12 protein-coding genes are annotated in these 14,659 nt (G+C 72.6%); 7 read left to right on the top strand and 5 right to left on the bottom strand.

Annotated elements, in window-relative coordinates; genetic code table 11:
• Positions 1-202: 202 nt before the first annotated feature.
• The 3 genes from J7F03_RS09800 to J7F03_RS09790 all read left to right on the top strand — a co-directional run bounded on the left by J7F03_RS09800 (position 203) and on the right by J7F03_RS09790 (position 4,390).
• Entirely contained in the window at positions 203-2,563 is a 2,361-nt protein-coding gene (locus J7F03_RS09800; protein WP_214948254.1) for a chitinase C-terminal domain-containing protein, read from the top strand.
• Positions 2,564-2,688: 125 nt separating this feature from the next.
• On the top strand, positions 2,689-3,594 hold the full coding sequence (gene sigJ, locus J7F03_RS09795; RefSeq protein ID WP_214948348.1) for an RNA polymerase sigma factor SigJ: 906 nt from the start codon (positions 2,689-2,691) through the stop codon (positions 3,592-3,594).
• A 31-nt stretch (positions 3,595-3,625) separates the two neighbouring features.
• A complete protein-coding gene (locus J7F03_RS09790) occupies positions 3,626-4,390 on the top strand; it encodes an SDR family oxidoreductase (protein ID WP_214948253.1) in 765 nt (254 codons plus the stop codon).
• On the opposite strand, the gene J7F03_RS09785 is transcribed toward J7F03_RS09790, so the two are convergent.
• Together J7F03_RS09785 and J7F03_RS09780 are read right to left on the bottom strand one after the other, a co-directional pair.
• Positions 4,387-5,799: a S41 family peptidase gene (locus tag J7F03_RS09785; protein WP_214948252.1), complete on the bottom strand. Its 1,413-nt coding sequence runs from the start codon at positions 5,797-5,799 to the stop codon at positions 4,387-4,389. The two genes, J7F03_RS09790 and J7F03_RS09785, sit on opposite strands and share 4 nt — an antisense overlap.
• A 204-nt stretch (positions 5,800-6,003) precedes the next feature.
• Positions 6,004-7,086: an ROK family transcriptional regulator gene (locus tag J7F03_RS09780; RefSeq protein WP_308379308.1), complete on the bottom strand. Its 1,083-nt coding sequence runs from the start codon at positions 7,084-7,086 to the stop codon at positions 6,004-6,006.
• Between the two features lie 166 nt (positions 7,087-7,252).
• Here J7F03_RS09780 and J7F03_RS09775 point away from each other — a divergent pair, with 166 nt between their 5' ends.
• From J7F03_RS09775 to J7F03_RS09760, 4 genes are all read left to right on the top strand, one after another.
• A complete protein-coding gene (locus J7F03_RS09775) occupies positions 7,253-8,512 on the top strand; it encodes an MFS transporter (protein WP_214948250.1) in 1,260 nt (419 codons plus the stop codon).
• 60 nt (positions 8,513-8,572) lie between these two features.
• Positions 8,573-9,997 (top strand): uracil-xanthine permease family protein, encoded by a 1,425-nt coding sequence (locus tag J7F03_RS09770; RefSeq protein WP_214948347.1) that lies wholly within the window; start codon positions 8,573-8,575, stop codon positions 9,995-9,997.
• 76 nt (positions 9,998-10,073) lie between these two features.
• The gene (locus J7F03_RS09765; RefSeq protein ID WP_214948249.1) at positions 10,074-10,724 is read left to right on the top strand and encodes a DUF5995 family protein; all 651 of its coding nucleotides are present in this window, start codon (positions 10,074-10,076) and stop codon (positions 10,722-10,724) included.
• Positions 10,725-10,767: 43 nt separating this feature from the next.
• Entirely contained in the window at positions 10,768-11,391 is a 624-nt protein-coding gene (locus tag J7F03_RS09760; RefSeq protein WP_214948248.1) for a hypothetical protein, read from the top strand.
• A 68-nt stretch (positions 11,392-11,459) separates the two neighbouring features.
• On the opposite strand, the gene J7F03_RS09755 is transcribed toward J7F03_RS09760, so the two are convergent.
• From J7F03_RS09755 to J7F03_RS09745, 3 genes are all read right to left on the bottom strand, one after another.
• Positions 11,460-13,157 carry an NAD(P)/FAD-dependent oxidoreductase gene (locus J7F03_RS09755; protein ID WP_214948247.1) on the bottom strand — a complete coding sequence of 566 codons (1,698 nt, stop codon included), beginning with the start codon at positions 13,155-13,157 and terminating at the stop codon, positions 11,460-11,462.
• Positions 13,158-13,225: 68 nt separating this feature from the next.
• Complete coding sequence (locus J7F03_RS09750) at positions 13,226-14,026, bottom strand: carbon-nitrogen hydrolase family protein (RefSeq protein WP_214948246.1); 801 nt, start codon at positions 14,024-14,026, stop codon at positions 13,226-13,228.
• A 224-nt stretch (positions 14,027-14,250) separates the two neighbouring features.
• Positions 14,251-14,466, bottom strand: coding sequence for a hypothetical protein (locus J7F03_RS09745; protein WP_214948245.1), 216 nt, complete (start codon positions 14,464-14,466; stop codon positions 14,251-14,253).
• Positions 14,467-14,659: the final 193 nt, after the last annotated feature.

Raw genomic sequence — 14,659 nt, 5'->3', positions numbered from 1 at the left:
GAATCCGGATCGATACGGGACCGATCCGGGGGCGAGCCGGCCCCACTTTGGTCCAGACCTATTGACGGGTTGGTCTAGTCCTCTTAACGTTCCCTTCATCTTCCCCGGGAGACAGCCCGTCAGATGTGCGCACGTCGCGGGCCAACACGCACCACTTCCACGCCTGTTGTGTCCTGCCATCCTCCCCTCCCCAGGAGGCACAATGCTGTCCCCCACACGGATGAGAGCCATGCTCCTGACGTCCGGCGCCGCAATCGCCGGTCTGCTGGTAGCGGGCCTCTCGGCAGGCGTCTCGCACGCCGCCGACAACGAGTCCTGTCGCCCCGACGGCCTGTACAAGACCCCGGGCGTCGACGTCCCGTACTGCTCGGTCTACGACACCGAGGGCCGCGAGAAGATGGGCGCCGACCACCAGCGGCGCGTCATCGGCTACTTCACCGGCTGGCGCACGGGCAAGGACGGCACCCCCGCCTACCTGCCCCACAACATCCCGTGGTCCAAGGTCACGCACCTGAACTACGCATTCGCCCACGTGGGCGGCGACAACAAGATCTCCGTCGGCGCCGACAACGCGAACAACTCCGCCACCGGGATGACCTGGCCCGGCGTCGCGGGCGCCGAGATGGACCCCGCCCTCCCGTACAAGGGCAATTTCAACCTGCTGAACAAATTCAAGAAGCAGAACCCGAACGTCAAGACGCTGATCTCGGTCGGCGGCTGGGCGGAGACCGGCGGCTACTTCGGCGACGACGGCAACCGCGTCGCCTCCGGCGGCTTCTACTCGATGGCCACCAACGCCGACGGCTCGGTCAACCAGGCCGGCATCGACACCTTCGCGGACTCCTCGGTCGAGTTCATCCGCAAGTACGGGTTCAACGGCGTCGACATCGACTACGAGTACCCCACCACCATGAAGGACGCGGGCAACCCGCTGGACTGGCAGCTGTCCAACGCCCGCCGGGCCGGTCTCGTCAAGGGCTACGACGCCCTGATGAAGAGCCTGCGCGAGAGGCTCGACCGGGCCGGCGCCACCGACGGCAAGCACTACCTGCTGACCGTCGCCGCCCCCTCCTCCGGCTACCTGCTGCGGGGCATGGAGACGTTCCAGATGCAGAAGTACCTGGACTACGTCAACATCATGTCCTACGACCTGCACGGCGCCTGGAACGAGTTCGTCGGCCCGAACGCCTCGCTGTTCGACGACGGCAAGGACGCCGAGCTGGCCGCCGCGAACGTCTACGGCAGCTCGCAGTACGGCGGCGTCGGGTACCTCAACACCGACTGGGCCTACCACTACTTCCGCGGCTCCATGCCGGCCGGCCGCATCAACATCGGCCTGCCGTACTACACCCGCGGCCACAAGAACGTACAGGGCGGCACCGACGGCCTGTGGGGCAAGGCCTCCGCGACCACCTGCCCGGCCGGCGCGGGCCTGACCAAGTGCGGTGACGGCGCGGTCGGCATCGACAACCTGTGGCACGACAAGGACACCAACGGCGTCGAGTCCCCGGCCGGCTCCAACCCGATGTGGCACGCCAAGAACCTCGAGAAGGGGATCGTCGGCGACTACGTCACCAAGTACGGCTTCCCGGCGAACACCACGCTGACCGGCACCTACGCCCGCAAGTACGACTCGACCCTGGTCGCGCCGTGGCTGTGGAACGCGCAGAAGAAGGTCTTCCTCTCCACGGAGGACGAGCAGTCGGTGGCGGCCAAGGCCGACTACGTGGTCGACCGCGGCATCGGCGGCACCATGGTCTGGGAGATGGCCGGCGACTACGGCTGGAACGCCGCGAAGGGCCAGTACGAGATGGGCGACACGCTCACCTCCCTGATGTACGACAAGTTCAAGGCGGCCTCCCCGTACGGCGCGAAGAAGTCCAACGCCGTGCTGCCGACGCAGGCCGTGGACATCAAGACGGAGTTCACCGAGTTCAAGCTGGGCGACTCCAACTACCCGATCACGCCGAAGCTCAAGATCACCAACAACACGCAGACGACGCTGCCGGGTGGCACGGAGTTCCAGTTCGACTACTCGACCTCGGCTCCGCCCAACGCCTCCGACCAGTCGGGCTTCGGCACCAAGGTGATCAAGAGCGACCACACCGGCGGCAACGCCGGCGGTCTGAAGGGTGACTTCCACCGGGTCTCGCTGAAGCTCCCGGCGTGGCAGACGCTGGCCCCGGGCGCCTCCGTCGACCTGGCCTTCAACTACTACCTGCCGGTCTCCACGCCCTCCAACTGGACGGTGAACATCTCCGGCACGACGTACTCGCTCGCCGGCGACCTGGCACGCGGCGTCACCGTGGTCCAGCCGGGCGCCGCCACCCCGCCGACCACGACCCCGCCCACGACGACCCCGCCGACCACCACGCCCCCCACCACCACGCCTCCGACGGGTGGCGCGTGCACCAACCCGGCGTACGTGCCGGGCACGGTCTACAACAGCGGCAACCTCGTCTCCCACAAGGGCCACAACTGGAAGGCCCAGTGGTGGACGCAGAACGAAGAGCCCGGCACCACCGGCGAGTGGGGCGTCTGGAAGGACCAGGGCGCCTGCTGACACCCCCCGGGGATGCCGCGTAGGTGAAGGTCCCCCGTGAGGGGAGAACGCGAGGACCCGGTGGCCCGGCGGCCACCGGGTCCTCGCGCGTGCGCTCACGGGCCCTCCGTAGGCTGGTCCCCGTGATGGCACACCCCGCCGCCCCCGCCGCGGACTTCGAGGAACACCGGCCGCGGATGTTCGGCATCGCCTACCGCGTGCTCGGATCGGCCGCGGAGGCCGAGGACACCGTCCAGGACGCCTTCCTGCGCTGGAGCTCCGCCGCCGACCGCGACTCCATCGAGCACCTCGGCGCCTGGCTCTCCAAGGTCGTCACCCGACTGTGTCTCAACCGGCTCACCTCGGCACGGGCCCGGCGCGAGGAGTACGTGGGCCCGTGGCTGCCGGAACCGGTGCTGACCGGGGACGGGACGCTGGGTCCCCTGGAGTCGGCCGAGCAGCGGGACGGCGTGTCGATGGCGCTGCTGGTTCTGCTGGAGCGGCTCACGCCCACGGAACGGGCGGTGTACGTGCTGCGCGAGGCCTTCGCGTACGGGCATCGGGAGATCGCCGGGCTCCTGGACCTCTCCGAGGCCAACTGCCGCCAGCTCCACCGGCGGGCGGCCGGGCGGCTCGCCGCGCCCGAACGGCGTTTCGCACCGGACCCGGCCCAGTGGCGGGGCCTGGTGGAGACCTTCCTCGCGGCCGCGCGCGGCCGGGACCTCGCCCGGCTGGAGGGCCTGCTCGCGGCCGAGGCCCGGTACGTGGCGGACGGCGGCGGCGGCGTCAACGCGGCGCGGCGGCCGGTCGTGGGCCGGGAGGCCGTGGCCCGCTTCCTGCTGGGTGCCCTGCGCAAGTTCGCGGCGGACCTGCCGGTCTCCTTCGCCGAGGTCAACGGGGAACCCGCGCTGGTCCTCGGCGAGGCGGCGGTACTGCTCCTGGAATTCGAGGACGGGCTGGTGAGCGGCCTGTGGACGGTGGTCAACCCGGAGAAGCTGGAATTCCTCCGCCGCCAGTTGTCACATTCCCGGGGGCTGTCCGGTCCCAGCTGATGAATCCACTCTCCAGCCAAGGACGGACACCATGAGCAGCGAGCACACCATCCTCGTCACCGGCGGCACCGGGAACCTGGGCGCGCCGGTCGTACGGCGGCTGCGGGACGCGGGCCACGAGGTGCGCGTCCTGAGCCGGCACTCCGCCGACCACCCCGTCGACCTGCGGGACGGCAGCGGCCTGGACGCCGCGATGGCGGGCGTGCGGGTGGTCGTGCACTGCGCGAGCAGCCCGCGCGGCGGTGACGACGTGGCCGCCGGGCACCTGATCGCGGCGGCGCGGCGGGCCGGGACGGTCACGCACATCGTCTACATCTCGATCGTGGGGGTGGACGAGGTCCCGCTCCCCTACTACAAGACGAAGCTCAAGGTCGAGCGGATGCTGGCGGACTCCGGCCTCGGGGTGACCGTGCTGCGCACCACGCAGTTCCACGACCTGGTGGCCCGGGCGCTGGCCGCGGTGGCGAAGCTGCCGGTGATGCCGCTCCCCGCCGGGGTCAGCGGGCAGCCGATCGCGGTCGCGGAGGTCGCGGACCGGCTGGCCGCCCTGGCGGCGGCCCCGCCGGCGGGCCGGGTCCCGGACATGGGCGGCCCGGAGGTGATCACCTTCGAGGACGCGGCCCGCGCCTACCTGGCGGCGGTCGGCAAGCACCGGCGCCTCGTCCCGGTCCCGCTCGCGGGGAAGGCGTACGCGGGCTTCAAGCGCGGCGGCCACCTGACCCCGTCCCACGCGGTGGGCAAGGTGACCTTCGCCGAGTTCCTCGCGCGGCGGGCGGACGGGTCGGAGACGGCCTAACCGCGCGGAAGGCGGTCGAGGGCGGCGGTGAAGGCGGAGTCGCGGCGCCGGTCGAACTCCTCCTCGGTGAAGACCGGGGTGGTGTGGTCGACCGGGATGCCGGGACCGTCGAAGGTCTTCCCGGTGCGGGTCAGGAACTGCTCGTTGGGAAGGCCCAGTCGCCAGCCGTTGGGGAGGGTGCGGCCGAGGACGTCGGAGAAGACGCCCTGGGTCGGCTGTCCGATCCGGACCGTGCGGCCGGGGCGCTCCTGTAGGGCCTGGGTGAAGGTCTCGCCCGCGCTCATGGTGGATCCGCCGGTCAGCACGGCGATCGGGCCGGTGTAGCGGGGGGCCCGCGCGGGCTGGACGTAGAGGGGCTGCGGCCGGGTGAACCGGGTCGCGTCGGCGGGGTCGTTGCGCACGCGCTTGGCGTAGGCGAAGTACGGGCGGTCCGTGAGCCGGGCGGCCAGTCGCAGGCCGAGCTCGTCGGAGCCGCCGCCGTTGATCCGCAGGTCGATGACCAGGCCGCGCAGGCGGGCGGTGCACTCGGCGGTGAGGACGGTGTCCAGGGCCCGGTCCAGCTCGGCGCTCTCGGCGGCGAAGCCCCCGCTCTCGGTGTAGCCGCCGAAGCCGGAGAGCCGCAGGTAGCCGCGGCCGTCGGGGAGGTCGGCGTAGGAGATCCGGCCCTGGGCGAACTCCTGCGGCGCGCGTCCCGCGAGGTCCACCTCCTGGATGTACGCCTTGACGCGCGTGTCGAGTTCGAGGGTGGGGATGGCGGTGCCCGGGCGGCCCTCGCCGAAGAACCGTTCGCCGCCGGCGAGGAGGTGGACGTGCGCGTCGTGCAGGGGGGCGAGCATCTCCCGGAAGACGGCGAAGAGTTCGTCCTCGGTGGTGCCGGCGTGCACGCGGGGGCGGTGGCTCTCGCGTACGGCGTTCCAGTCGACGCCCTTGGCGGCGAAGAAGGGGTAGTTCTCCGCGAAGGTCTGCCAGAACACGTCGAAGGTGGTGACCGGGTCCGCGGCCGGTCCCGGCTCCGGGGCCTCGCGGCACCGCTCGGGCAGGGCGGCGAGGCGGCGGGTCGCGCGGTCGCCGACGGAGCCGTCGAGGTGCACCGAACCGGGGCGCACGGTGAGGACCTCGCCGTCCTCGGTGGCGTAGCGGAAAGCGCTGTTCCCGGGGGCGCCGCCCGGAACCCGCCGGGCGCTCTCGCCGGGCAGGCAGCTGATGCCGGTGAGCTGGTACTCCTGGAGCCGGCCGGACTCCACGCGCAGCACGGTGCCGTAGCCGTCGAGCTGCCACACGCCGACGGGCCCCGCGGGCGCGCGCCCCGCGGCCCCGGTGGCGGCCGCGGCGGGGCCGGCGGCGGTGGCCGCGAGGGCGAGGAGCAGGGCCGTGGCGGCCACGCCCTGGAAGATGCGTGTACCGGTCATCGTGCTGTCCCCGTTCGCCGAAGCCCCTTTGACTCTGCTGACGCCGCCCAGCATCCGGGTCGGCGAGGGGGCGGGTACATCCGGCGGCCCACCCGGCCAGGGGTGGGGGTAACCCGACCGCCGCGGGCCCGAGGTGGCGTGACCCGAGGTCGCGTGCCCGACCGCCGCGGGCAGTGGGGGCAACCCGACCTCCGCGGCCCCGACTCAGCCGAACAGCACCGCCTGGACCGCCTCGCGGGCCGCCAGGCGGGCGCCCGTGAGGACCGCGGGATCGCCGAGGGCGGTGGCCCGGACCTCGGTCGGGACCGGGGACATCGCGGCGAGACGGCCCGCGACCCGGGCCGCCAGCCCCGCGCCGCCCGCGCGGCCGAGCTCGCCTCCGAGCACGACGCAGCCGGGGTCCAGGATCGCCGCGACGGCCGCCGCGCCCAGCGCGAGCCGCTCGGCCAGGGCCTCCAGGAAGGCGTCGCCCGCCGCGCCCGCGGCCGCCTCCTCCACCGGGCCGTGGAATCCGTACGAGGCCGCGAGTGCGGCCACCGCGCCCCGCCCGGCCAGCGAGTTGAAGCCGCCCGCGCAGTCCGTGGCCGACGGCAGCCCGTTCGGGCCCGGTACCGGCAGGAAGCCGATCTCCCCCGCCCCGCCGGAGGCGCCCCGGCGCAGCCGGCCGTCCAGGACCACCGCCGCCCCGACGCCTTCGCCGAGCCACAGCAGTACGAAGGAGTCCACGTCCCGCGCCGCCCCGACGCGCTGTTCGGCCAGGGCCGCCAGATTGGTCTCGTTCTCGACCACGACCACCGCCGGCAGCCGCCGCTGCATCGCCGCCACCAGGTTCCGGTGCCAGGCCGGCAGTCCGAGGGTGTTGCCGAGTTCGCCGCTGCCGGGCGCCACCAGCCCCGGCGCGCCGATCACCACCGTGTGCAGCCCGTCCGCGCCCGCCTCGCGCGCGAGCTCCTCCAGCCGGTCCACCGCCTCGTCCACGGCGTCCACCGGCAGCGCCGCCTGCGCCAGAGGCCGCCCGAGCAGGTCGGCGACGACCGCCGTCGCGCTGTCCGTCCGCACGTCGAGCGCCGCGAGGTACGCCCGCCGCGCGACGATTCCGTAGAGCCGGGCATTGGGTCCGCGCCGCTGTTCGCCGGATTCTCCGACGACCTCGATCAGCCCGGCCTGGGTGAGCCGTTCCACCAGGTCGGCGACGGAGGGGCGGGACAGGCCGGTGAGCTTCTTGAGCTGGGTGGCCGTCAGCGCGCCCTCGTCCTGGAGCAGTCGCAGGGCGAGCCTGTCGTTGATGGCCCGGGCCGTGCTCGGCGAGGCCGGCGACGGGGGCGGCGACGGGGACGGACCCCGGGACGGGGCGGTGGCGGCGCGTGTCGGGGCGTTGGCGGGAGTCACGGCGTCATCTTAGGAGCTTCGGGGGGATTAACCATCAGGCAGGGTCCCTGATAGTTTAGCGCTCATGACCGGGGAACCAGACCTCTGCCCGGCGCGACTGCGCCGCGCCCGCTTCGCCATAGCCGGTGTCTTCTGCGCACACGGCGCCGTCACCGGCTCCTTCGCGACCCGCATCCCCTGGATCCAGGACCACGCGCAGCTCAGCGCGGGCACCCTGGGCCTGGCCCTCGCCTTCCCCGCCCTCGGCGCCGCGCTGACGATGCCGCTCGCCGGGCGGATCAACCACCGGCTCGGCGCGCGCACCGCCCTGCGGCTGCTGCTGGCCCTGTGGACGCTCTCGCTCGCCCTGCCGAGCCTCGCCCCGAACCTGGTGACGCTCTGCTTCGCGCTCTTCGTCTACGGAGCCACGGCCGGCATGTCGGACGTGGCGATGAACGCGCTGGGCGTGGAGACCGAGAACCGGCTGAAGCGCTCGGTCATGTCCTCCCTGCACGGCATGTGGAGCGTGGGCGCCCTGATCGGCTCGGCCGCCGGCACGGTCGCCGCGCACACCGGCGCCGACACCCGCCTCCACCACCTGATCGCCGCGCTCGCCCTGACGGCGGCCGGGCTGGTCGCCGTACGGGGCGTACTGGACCTTCGCACCGACGCGGACGGCGAGGCGCCGCCGCACTTCGCGCTGCCCCCCAAGTCCGCGCTGTTCATCGGGGCCATCGGCTTCTGCGCGGTCTTCGCGGAGGGCGCGAGCATGGACTGGTCCGCGGTGTACCTGCGGGACGTGCTGCACACGGACGCCGGCCTCGCCGCCGCCTCCACCACCGCCTTCGCGCTCACCATGGCGCTGGCCCGGCTCGTCGGGGACAGGGTCGTGGACCGCTTCGGGCCGGTACGCACGGTGCGCGCGGGCGGGGTACTGGCCACCGCGGGCGGGCTCCTGGTGGTCACGGTCCGGCATCCGGGCGCGGCCCTGGCCGGCTTCGGAATGATCGGGCTCGGCATCGCCGTGGTGGTCCCGCTGGCCTTCGCTGCCGCCGCGCGCAGCGGCCCGGCCCCGGCGCAGGCCATCGCGGGCGTCGCGACGATCACGTACACCTCGGGTCTGATCGCCCCGTCGGCGATCGGCGCGGTGGCCGACGCGACCTCGCTGGTGGTGTCGTTCGGGCTGGTCACGCTGCTGGCGTTCGCGCTGATCGCGGGGGCGGCCGTACTGCGGCAGCGGCCGGCGGCGGCCCGGACCGGTGCGGAGCCCCCGGCCGGGCCCGGGACGGCCTCGGGGTCCGCCGGCGCCGTCAATCAGGACGAACGTGCCGCTATCCAGCCGTAATATGGCGCCTGGCCGCCTGCGGCCCCGCAGCTTGACCGGACGAACGAAATGCGGTGGAACATGGGCCTCGGCGTGCGCTGGACCCTGCACGGAGACGGGCGGACCCCCGCCCCCGGCGCGGTGGTGCGGCCGGACGAGCGGCTGTCGTGGCCGCGGACCGCCGGGCTGGGCGCCCAGCACGTCGTGGCGATGTTCGGAGCGAGTTTCGTCGCCCCGGTCCTGATGGGACTGGACCCGAACCTCGCCATCATGATGTCGGGCGTCGCCACCGTCATCTTCCTGCTCGCGACGCGCGGCCGGGTCCCCTCGTACCTGGGCTGCTCGCTCTCCTTCGTGGGCGTCGCGGCGGCGATCAGGGCGGGCGGCGGGAACAGCGCGACGGTCACGGGCGCGGTGTTCGTGGTCGGCGCGGCGCTGTTCCTGGCCGGTCTGGCCGTCCAGCGGTTCGGGGCCCGGATCATCCACGCGGCGATGCCGCCGGTGGTGACGGGCGCGGTCGTCATGCTGATCGGCTTCAACCTGGCGCCCGTGACGGCGTCCACGTACTGGCCGCAGGACCAGTGGACGGCGCTGCTGACCATGCTGTTCACCGGGCTGGCCGTGGTCTGCCTGCGGGGTTTCTGGTCGCGGATCGCGATCTTCCTCGGCTTGATCTTCGGGTACGGCATCTCCTGGGTCTTCGACCTGGTCTTCGGCAAGATCCACTCCACGCTGGGCGGGGCGGAGGCCGTCGACCACTGGCGGCTCGACCTGTCCGGGGTCGCCAAGGCCGACTGGATCGGGCTGCCGGCCTTCCACGCGCCGGCCTTCGAGTGGTCGGCGATCCTGATCGCCCTGCCGGTCGTCATCGCGCTGATCGCGGAGAACGCCGGGCACATCAAGGCGGTCGGCGAGATGACCGGCGACCCGCTCGACGACAAGCTCGGCACCGCCATCGCGGCCGACGGCGCCGCGTCGATGCTCTCCACCGCGGTCGGCGGCCCGCCGAACACCACCTACTCCGAGAACATCGGCGTCATGGCCGCCACCCGCGTCTACTCCACGGCGGCCTACTGGGCGGCGGCCGGCTTCGCGCTCCTCTTCGGCCTGTGCCCCAAGTTCGGCGCGGTCGTCGCCGCGATCCCCGGCGGGGTCCTGGGCGGGATCACCGTGATCCTTTACGGCATGATCGGCCTGCTCGGCGCGCAGATCTGGATCAACGGCGGGGTGGACCTGCGCAATCCGCTGAACCTGGTGCCGGCCGCGGCGGGCATCATCATCGGCGTCGGCGGGGTCAAGCTGAACATCACCGACAGCTTCGAACTGGGCGGCATCGCGCTCGGCACGATCGTCGTCATCACGGGGTACCACGCGCTGCGGTACTTCGCTCCGGCGCACCTGAAGCAGCAGGGGCCGCTGCTCGACGCGGGGACGTCGGCGTACGACGAGACGGGCGGCGAGACGGGCGACGCGACGGACGAACCGGCCGGCGACAAGCGGGGTTGACGTCTTTTCGCCCGAACCGGCGAAGCGCACGGCCAAGTTCCCCTGATCCCGGCCCGCGGCTGCGACGCTGCCTCCCATGGTCCCCATGGAAGCGGTGCTGGCGCGGATGCGCGCCCTGGACGAGCGGCTCCCCGAGCGGGACGGCGTCGCCGTCTTCAACCGGGTGTACCTCACGGTGACCCAGACGCTCCACGAGCGGATCTCCTGCGGGGCGTTCCCCTCGCCACGCAGGGCGCAGACGCTCAGTGTCCGCTTCGCCGAGCGCTATCTGACGGCGGTGGAGACGGACCGGGCCCCGGCGTGCTGGCGGCCGCTGCTCCAGTACCGCCGCCATCCCGGAATCCGGCCGCTCCAGCACGCGCTGGCCGGGATCAACGCGCACATCGGCCACGACCTGGCGTTGGCGGTGGTCGCCACGTGCCGCTCCCTGGACTGCGAGCCGGCCGCGCTCGAAGCGGACTTCGACCGGGTCGGCGACACGCTGGTCTCCCTGGAGGAGCACATCCGGGAGGACCTGATGCCGGGGCCGGACGTCCTGGAGATCGCGGACCCGCTGACGCACCTGCTGGGCGCCTGGAGCCTGGAACGGGCCCGCGACGGGGCATGGGCCTCGGCCCGGCTGCTGTGGTCGCTGCGCCGCTCCCCCGATCTGGCCGAGGAGTTCACCGAGTCCCTCGACGCGGGCGTCGGCCTCGTGGGCCGCTGCCTGCTGACCCCGACGGGCTGAAACCCCGGTGCGGCCCGGGCGTCCGCCTGCCTAGCCTGGGGCGGTGACCAGCTTCGCCAAACACCGGCTCAGGGTGCACGACACCACGCGCGCGCCCTACCGCCGGCTGTCCGCGCTGCGCACCTGCCTGACGGAGTTCAGCCCGTACGGCTTCTACGCCACCTACCACCATCTGTGCCGCAGCGCCGGGATCCCCCGCGACCTGGACGAGGATCCCGAGTCGCTGGTGCGGGCGGTGGAGGAGCTGCACGAGGCACGGCTGCTGTGGCTGGACGCGCTCGCCGTGTGGCAGGTCGGGAGGCGGGCGCAGAAGCGGGCCGGGGTGCGCGGGCCCGAACCGCACCAGCCGTCGCAGGGGCTGCGGTGGCCGAACCCCGAGCTCCATCCCGAGGGCCGGCTCGTCGAGGTGATGCCCGCGGTGATGCGGCTCCGGCCGGACGTCGACGGCCACCAGGGGCGGGACGGCGTGTGCCCCGTGTGCGCGGCCGACCGGGGGACGGTGGAATGGGGCCTCGACGGGTACGGGATCCACACCCTGTGCGCGCGGTGCGGCCTCGGGCTGGACCGGAGGCCGCCGCAGCTGCCGGACGTACGGGAGCGCACCGAGGTGCGCGCCGCGTTCCGCCGGCGCGAGCACCTGATCTGGACGCGCGGCCTGGAGGCATGAGAACGGGCCGCCTCCGCGCTCGCGCGCGCGAAGACGGCCCGGATCGGGGGCCGGCGGGGCCGGGGAGGTCAGTCCTCCGGGAGTTCGACCGGGGCGATCTCGTCGTAGACGTCGCCCGGGCCCGGGTTGGTGGAGTCCGTGGAGCCGCCGAGGTGGTGCATGACGCCCCATACCGCGTTCAGGGCCGTCTGGACCGCGCCCTCCGCCCAGCCGGCCGTCCAGGAGATGTCGTCGCCCGCGAGGAAGATGCCGCGCTTGTCCTCGGGGAGGCGGTCCTGCATGAAGTGGGTGAACAGGCGCCGCTGGTAGCGGTAGTGACCCGGCAGGTTGGCCTTGAACGCGCCCATGAAGTACGGCTCGTTCTCCCACGACACGGTCACCGGGTTGCCGATGACGTGGCGGCGGATGTCGACCTTCGGGTAGATCTCGCCGAGGGACTTCAGCATGACCTCCATCCGCTCGTTCGCGGACAGCGGCAGCCACTTCAGGCTGTCGTCGCACCACGTGTACGAGAGGCAGATGACGGCGGGCTTGTCCGGGCCGTTGTCCAGGAGGTACGTACCGCGGGTCATGCGGTCGGTCAGGGTCATCGACATGACGTCGCGGCCCGTCTCCTCGTCCTTGTCCAGCCAGAACGGCCGGTCCACCGGGATGAAGAGCTTGGACGACTCCATGTAGTGGGTGCGCTCGATCGCCGTCCAGTGGTCGATCGGGAAGAGCGAGTCGTCGCACGCGATCTTGGACAGGAGCATCCACGACTGGGCCGTGAAGATCGCCGCACGGTACGTGCGGATGTCGCCCGAAGCGTCCGTCACCGTGATGCGGTTGCCCGCCGTGCGGTGCAGGCGGGTCACCGCCGGGCGCGGCGCGCCCTCGTGGAGCGAGGAGAGGGAGGTGCCCTGCGCCCAGTGGACGATCTTCTCCGGCTCGCGGTCCCACATGCGCAGCGGGAGCTGCTGCGAGCCGCCCACGATGCCGCGGTGGTGGTCGTCGGCCTCGGTGTAGACGACGCGCAGGATCTCGAGGATCGAGTTCGGGAAGTCGGTGTCCCAGCCGCCGGTGCCGAAGCCGACCTGGCCGAAGATCTCGCGCTTGCGGAAGGACTTGAAGGCCTCCGACTTGCAGAGGAACCCGTAGAAGGTCTCGTCGTCGAGCTTCTCGACGAGCTTCGCCCAGATCTCGCGGATGCGCGGGACGTCCCGCTCGCGCATCGCGGTGTTCATGTCGGAGAAGTCGGCGCCCTCGTCGAGGCAGTCGTTCCACGCGGCGGCCACGTCGCGGTAGATCTGCGGGAGGTCGGCGATGGTCTCGGCGTAGTGGGTCTCGCCCTTGAGGTCGACGACGGTCGAGGGGGTGGCCTCGGCGAGCGGGTTCGGGAAGGGCTCGGTGACCAGGCCGACGAGGTCGATGTAGTGCTGGAGCGCCGTGGAGGACGGCGGGAAGCGCATGGCGCCCATCTCCGCGGTCAGCTCCTCGGTGCCCGCGCCCTCGAAGCCCACGGTGCGCAGTCGGCCACCGATCTGGTCGGCCTCGTACACGACGGGCTTGAGGCCCATCTTCATCAGCTCGTACGCGGAGATGATGCCGGACAGCCCGCCGCCGATGACCGCGACCTCGGTGCCGTGCTCGGTCGCCGGTATCTGGCCGAGGCCCGCCGGGTGGGCGAGGAAGTCGTCGTACGCGTAGGGGAAGTCCGGACCGAACATCGTGATCGGCAGCGAGGCGTCACTGTGCGGGACGGCGGTGGTGGGCACCGTGGACGTCATGGGGTACGACTCCTAGCGGGGTGGGGCAGGGGGGGAAGGGCAGGCGGGGGGCGGCGGCTCGGCCGCGGTCAGACGAGGGAGGCGTACAGACCGGGACGGCGGTCGCGCAGGTAGGGGTTGGTCTCGCGCGAGACCCGCAGCAGCTCGGGGTCGGCCTCGCCGAACACCAGCTCCTCGCCGCGGCCGGCCCGGGTCCGGGTGACCCCGTCGGGGCTCGCCAGGCAGCTCAGTCCGACGAACTCGAACTCGCCTTCGGGACCGGTGCGGTTGACGTACGCGATGTACATCTGGTTCTCGAAGGCCCGTACGGGGACGAGCTGTTCGGCGACGAACTGGAACGGGTGCATCTGCGCGGTCGGCACCAGGAGGAGGTCGGTGCCGGCGAGCGCGTGCGCCCGTACGTTCTCGGGGAACTCCACGTCGTAGCAGATCATGATGCCGATGCGGAGACCGTTCAGGTCCGCCTGGACCACGGGGGTGTCGCCGGGGGTGAAGGCGTCCTGCTCGAAGCAGCCGAAGAGGTGGGTCTTGCGGTAGTTCGCCAGCCGGTCCCCGTCGGGGCCGATGAGCTGCGCCGCGTTGTAGACGGCCTCGCCGTCCCGCTCGGGGTAGCCGTAGAGCACGGCCACGCCGTGGCGGCGGGCGATCTCGCCGATGGCGCGGGCGGACATGCCGTCGGCCGGTTCGGCGAGCCGGGCGATGTCCTCGATCTCCAGCGCGTAGCCGGTCAGGAACATCTCCGAGGTCACGAGGAGCCCGGCCCGCGCCTGTGCGGCACGTGCCGCTGCCTCGTCGAGCGCCTTCAGGTTGTCGGCGGTGTCGCCGAGCCGTCCGGAACTCTGGAGGAGGGCGGTGCGCAGCGGGGGCATGGGCGTACCTCTGTGGCAGGAGGGGTGGGGTTCCTTAGACGGTACGTTCGCGCGTTCGACCGCGACAAGCCGTCACCGTTGCGCTCCGCGCATCGATTCGTTGCGCATTGCCGGGCCGACGCGGCGATTCGTTGTGCGGGGCCCGCCCGAGGGCCCCGAATGGGCTCTGGGACCGTCCCGAGCGGGTCCCGGGCGGTTCCCGCGTCGCCCCCCCCCTCGGCGCCCTACCCGGCCGTACGGAAAGCGGGGTCCGAGCCGAGCCGGCGGAGGTCTTCCAGCATGTCGGGCGTGTGGTGGGAGACCACCCGGCCGCTCCAGCCGTCACAGAGGGCGGGGACGGTGAGGGCGCCGTCGTGGTGGTGCCCGGCGGCCTCGTAGGCGCGGCGGAGCCCCTCGTGCGCGGCGGAGCCGGAGCCGGGCGGCAGGACGGTCAGGGCCACGGCGTCCCGGAGCCCGAGGCCGGCGAGCGCGGAAGCGACGCCGAGACAGCTCGGACAGCCGTCGGCGGCGTGATGAGCTGATCCACCGGGTCCCCCTCGCGTCCGCGGCCCCCGTTAGGCTGGCGGCAATCGCAGCCTCACGCCGCCGCCCGGGGCCGTCAAGACCGCCCGCGCCGTACGGAAGGAATCTCCT

Source organism: Streptomyces sp. ISL-43, assembly GCF_018614195.1.
Taxonomy (GTDB): domain Bacteria; phylum Actinomycetota; class Actinomycetes; order Streptomycetales; family Streptomycetaceae; genus Streptomyces.
This window is presented reverse-complemented; position numbering and strand designations above follow the sequence as displayed.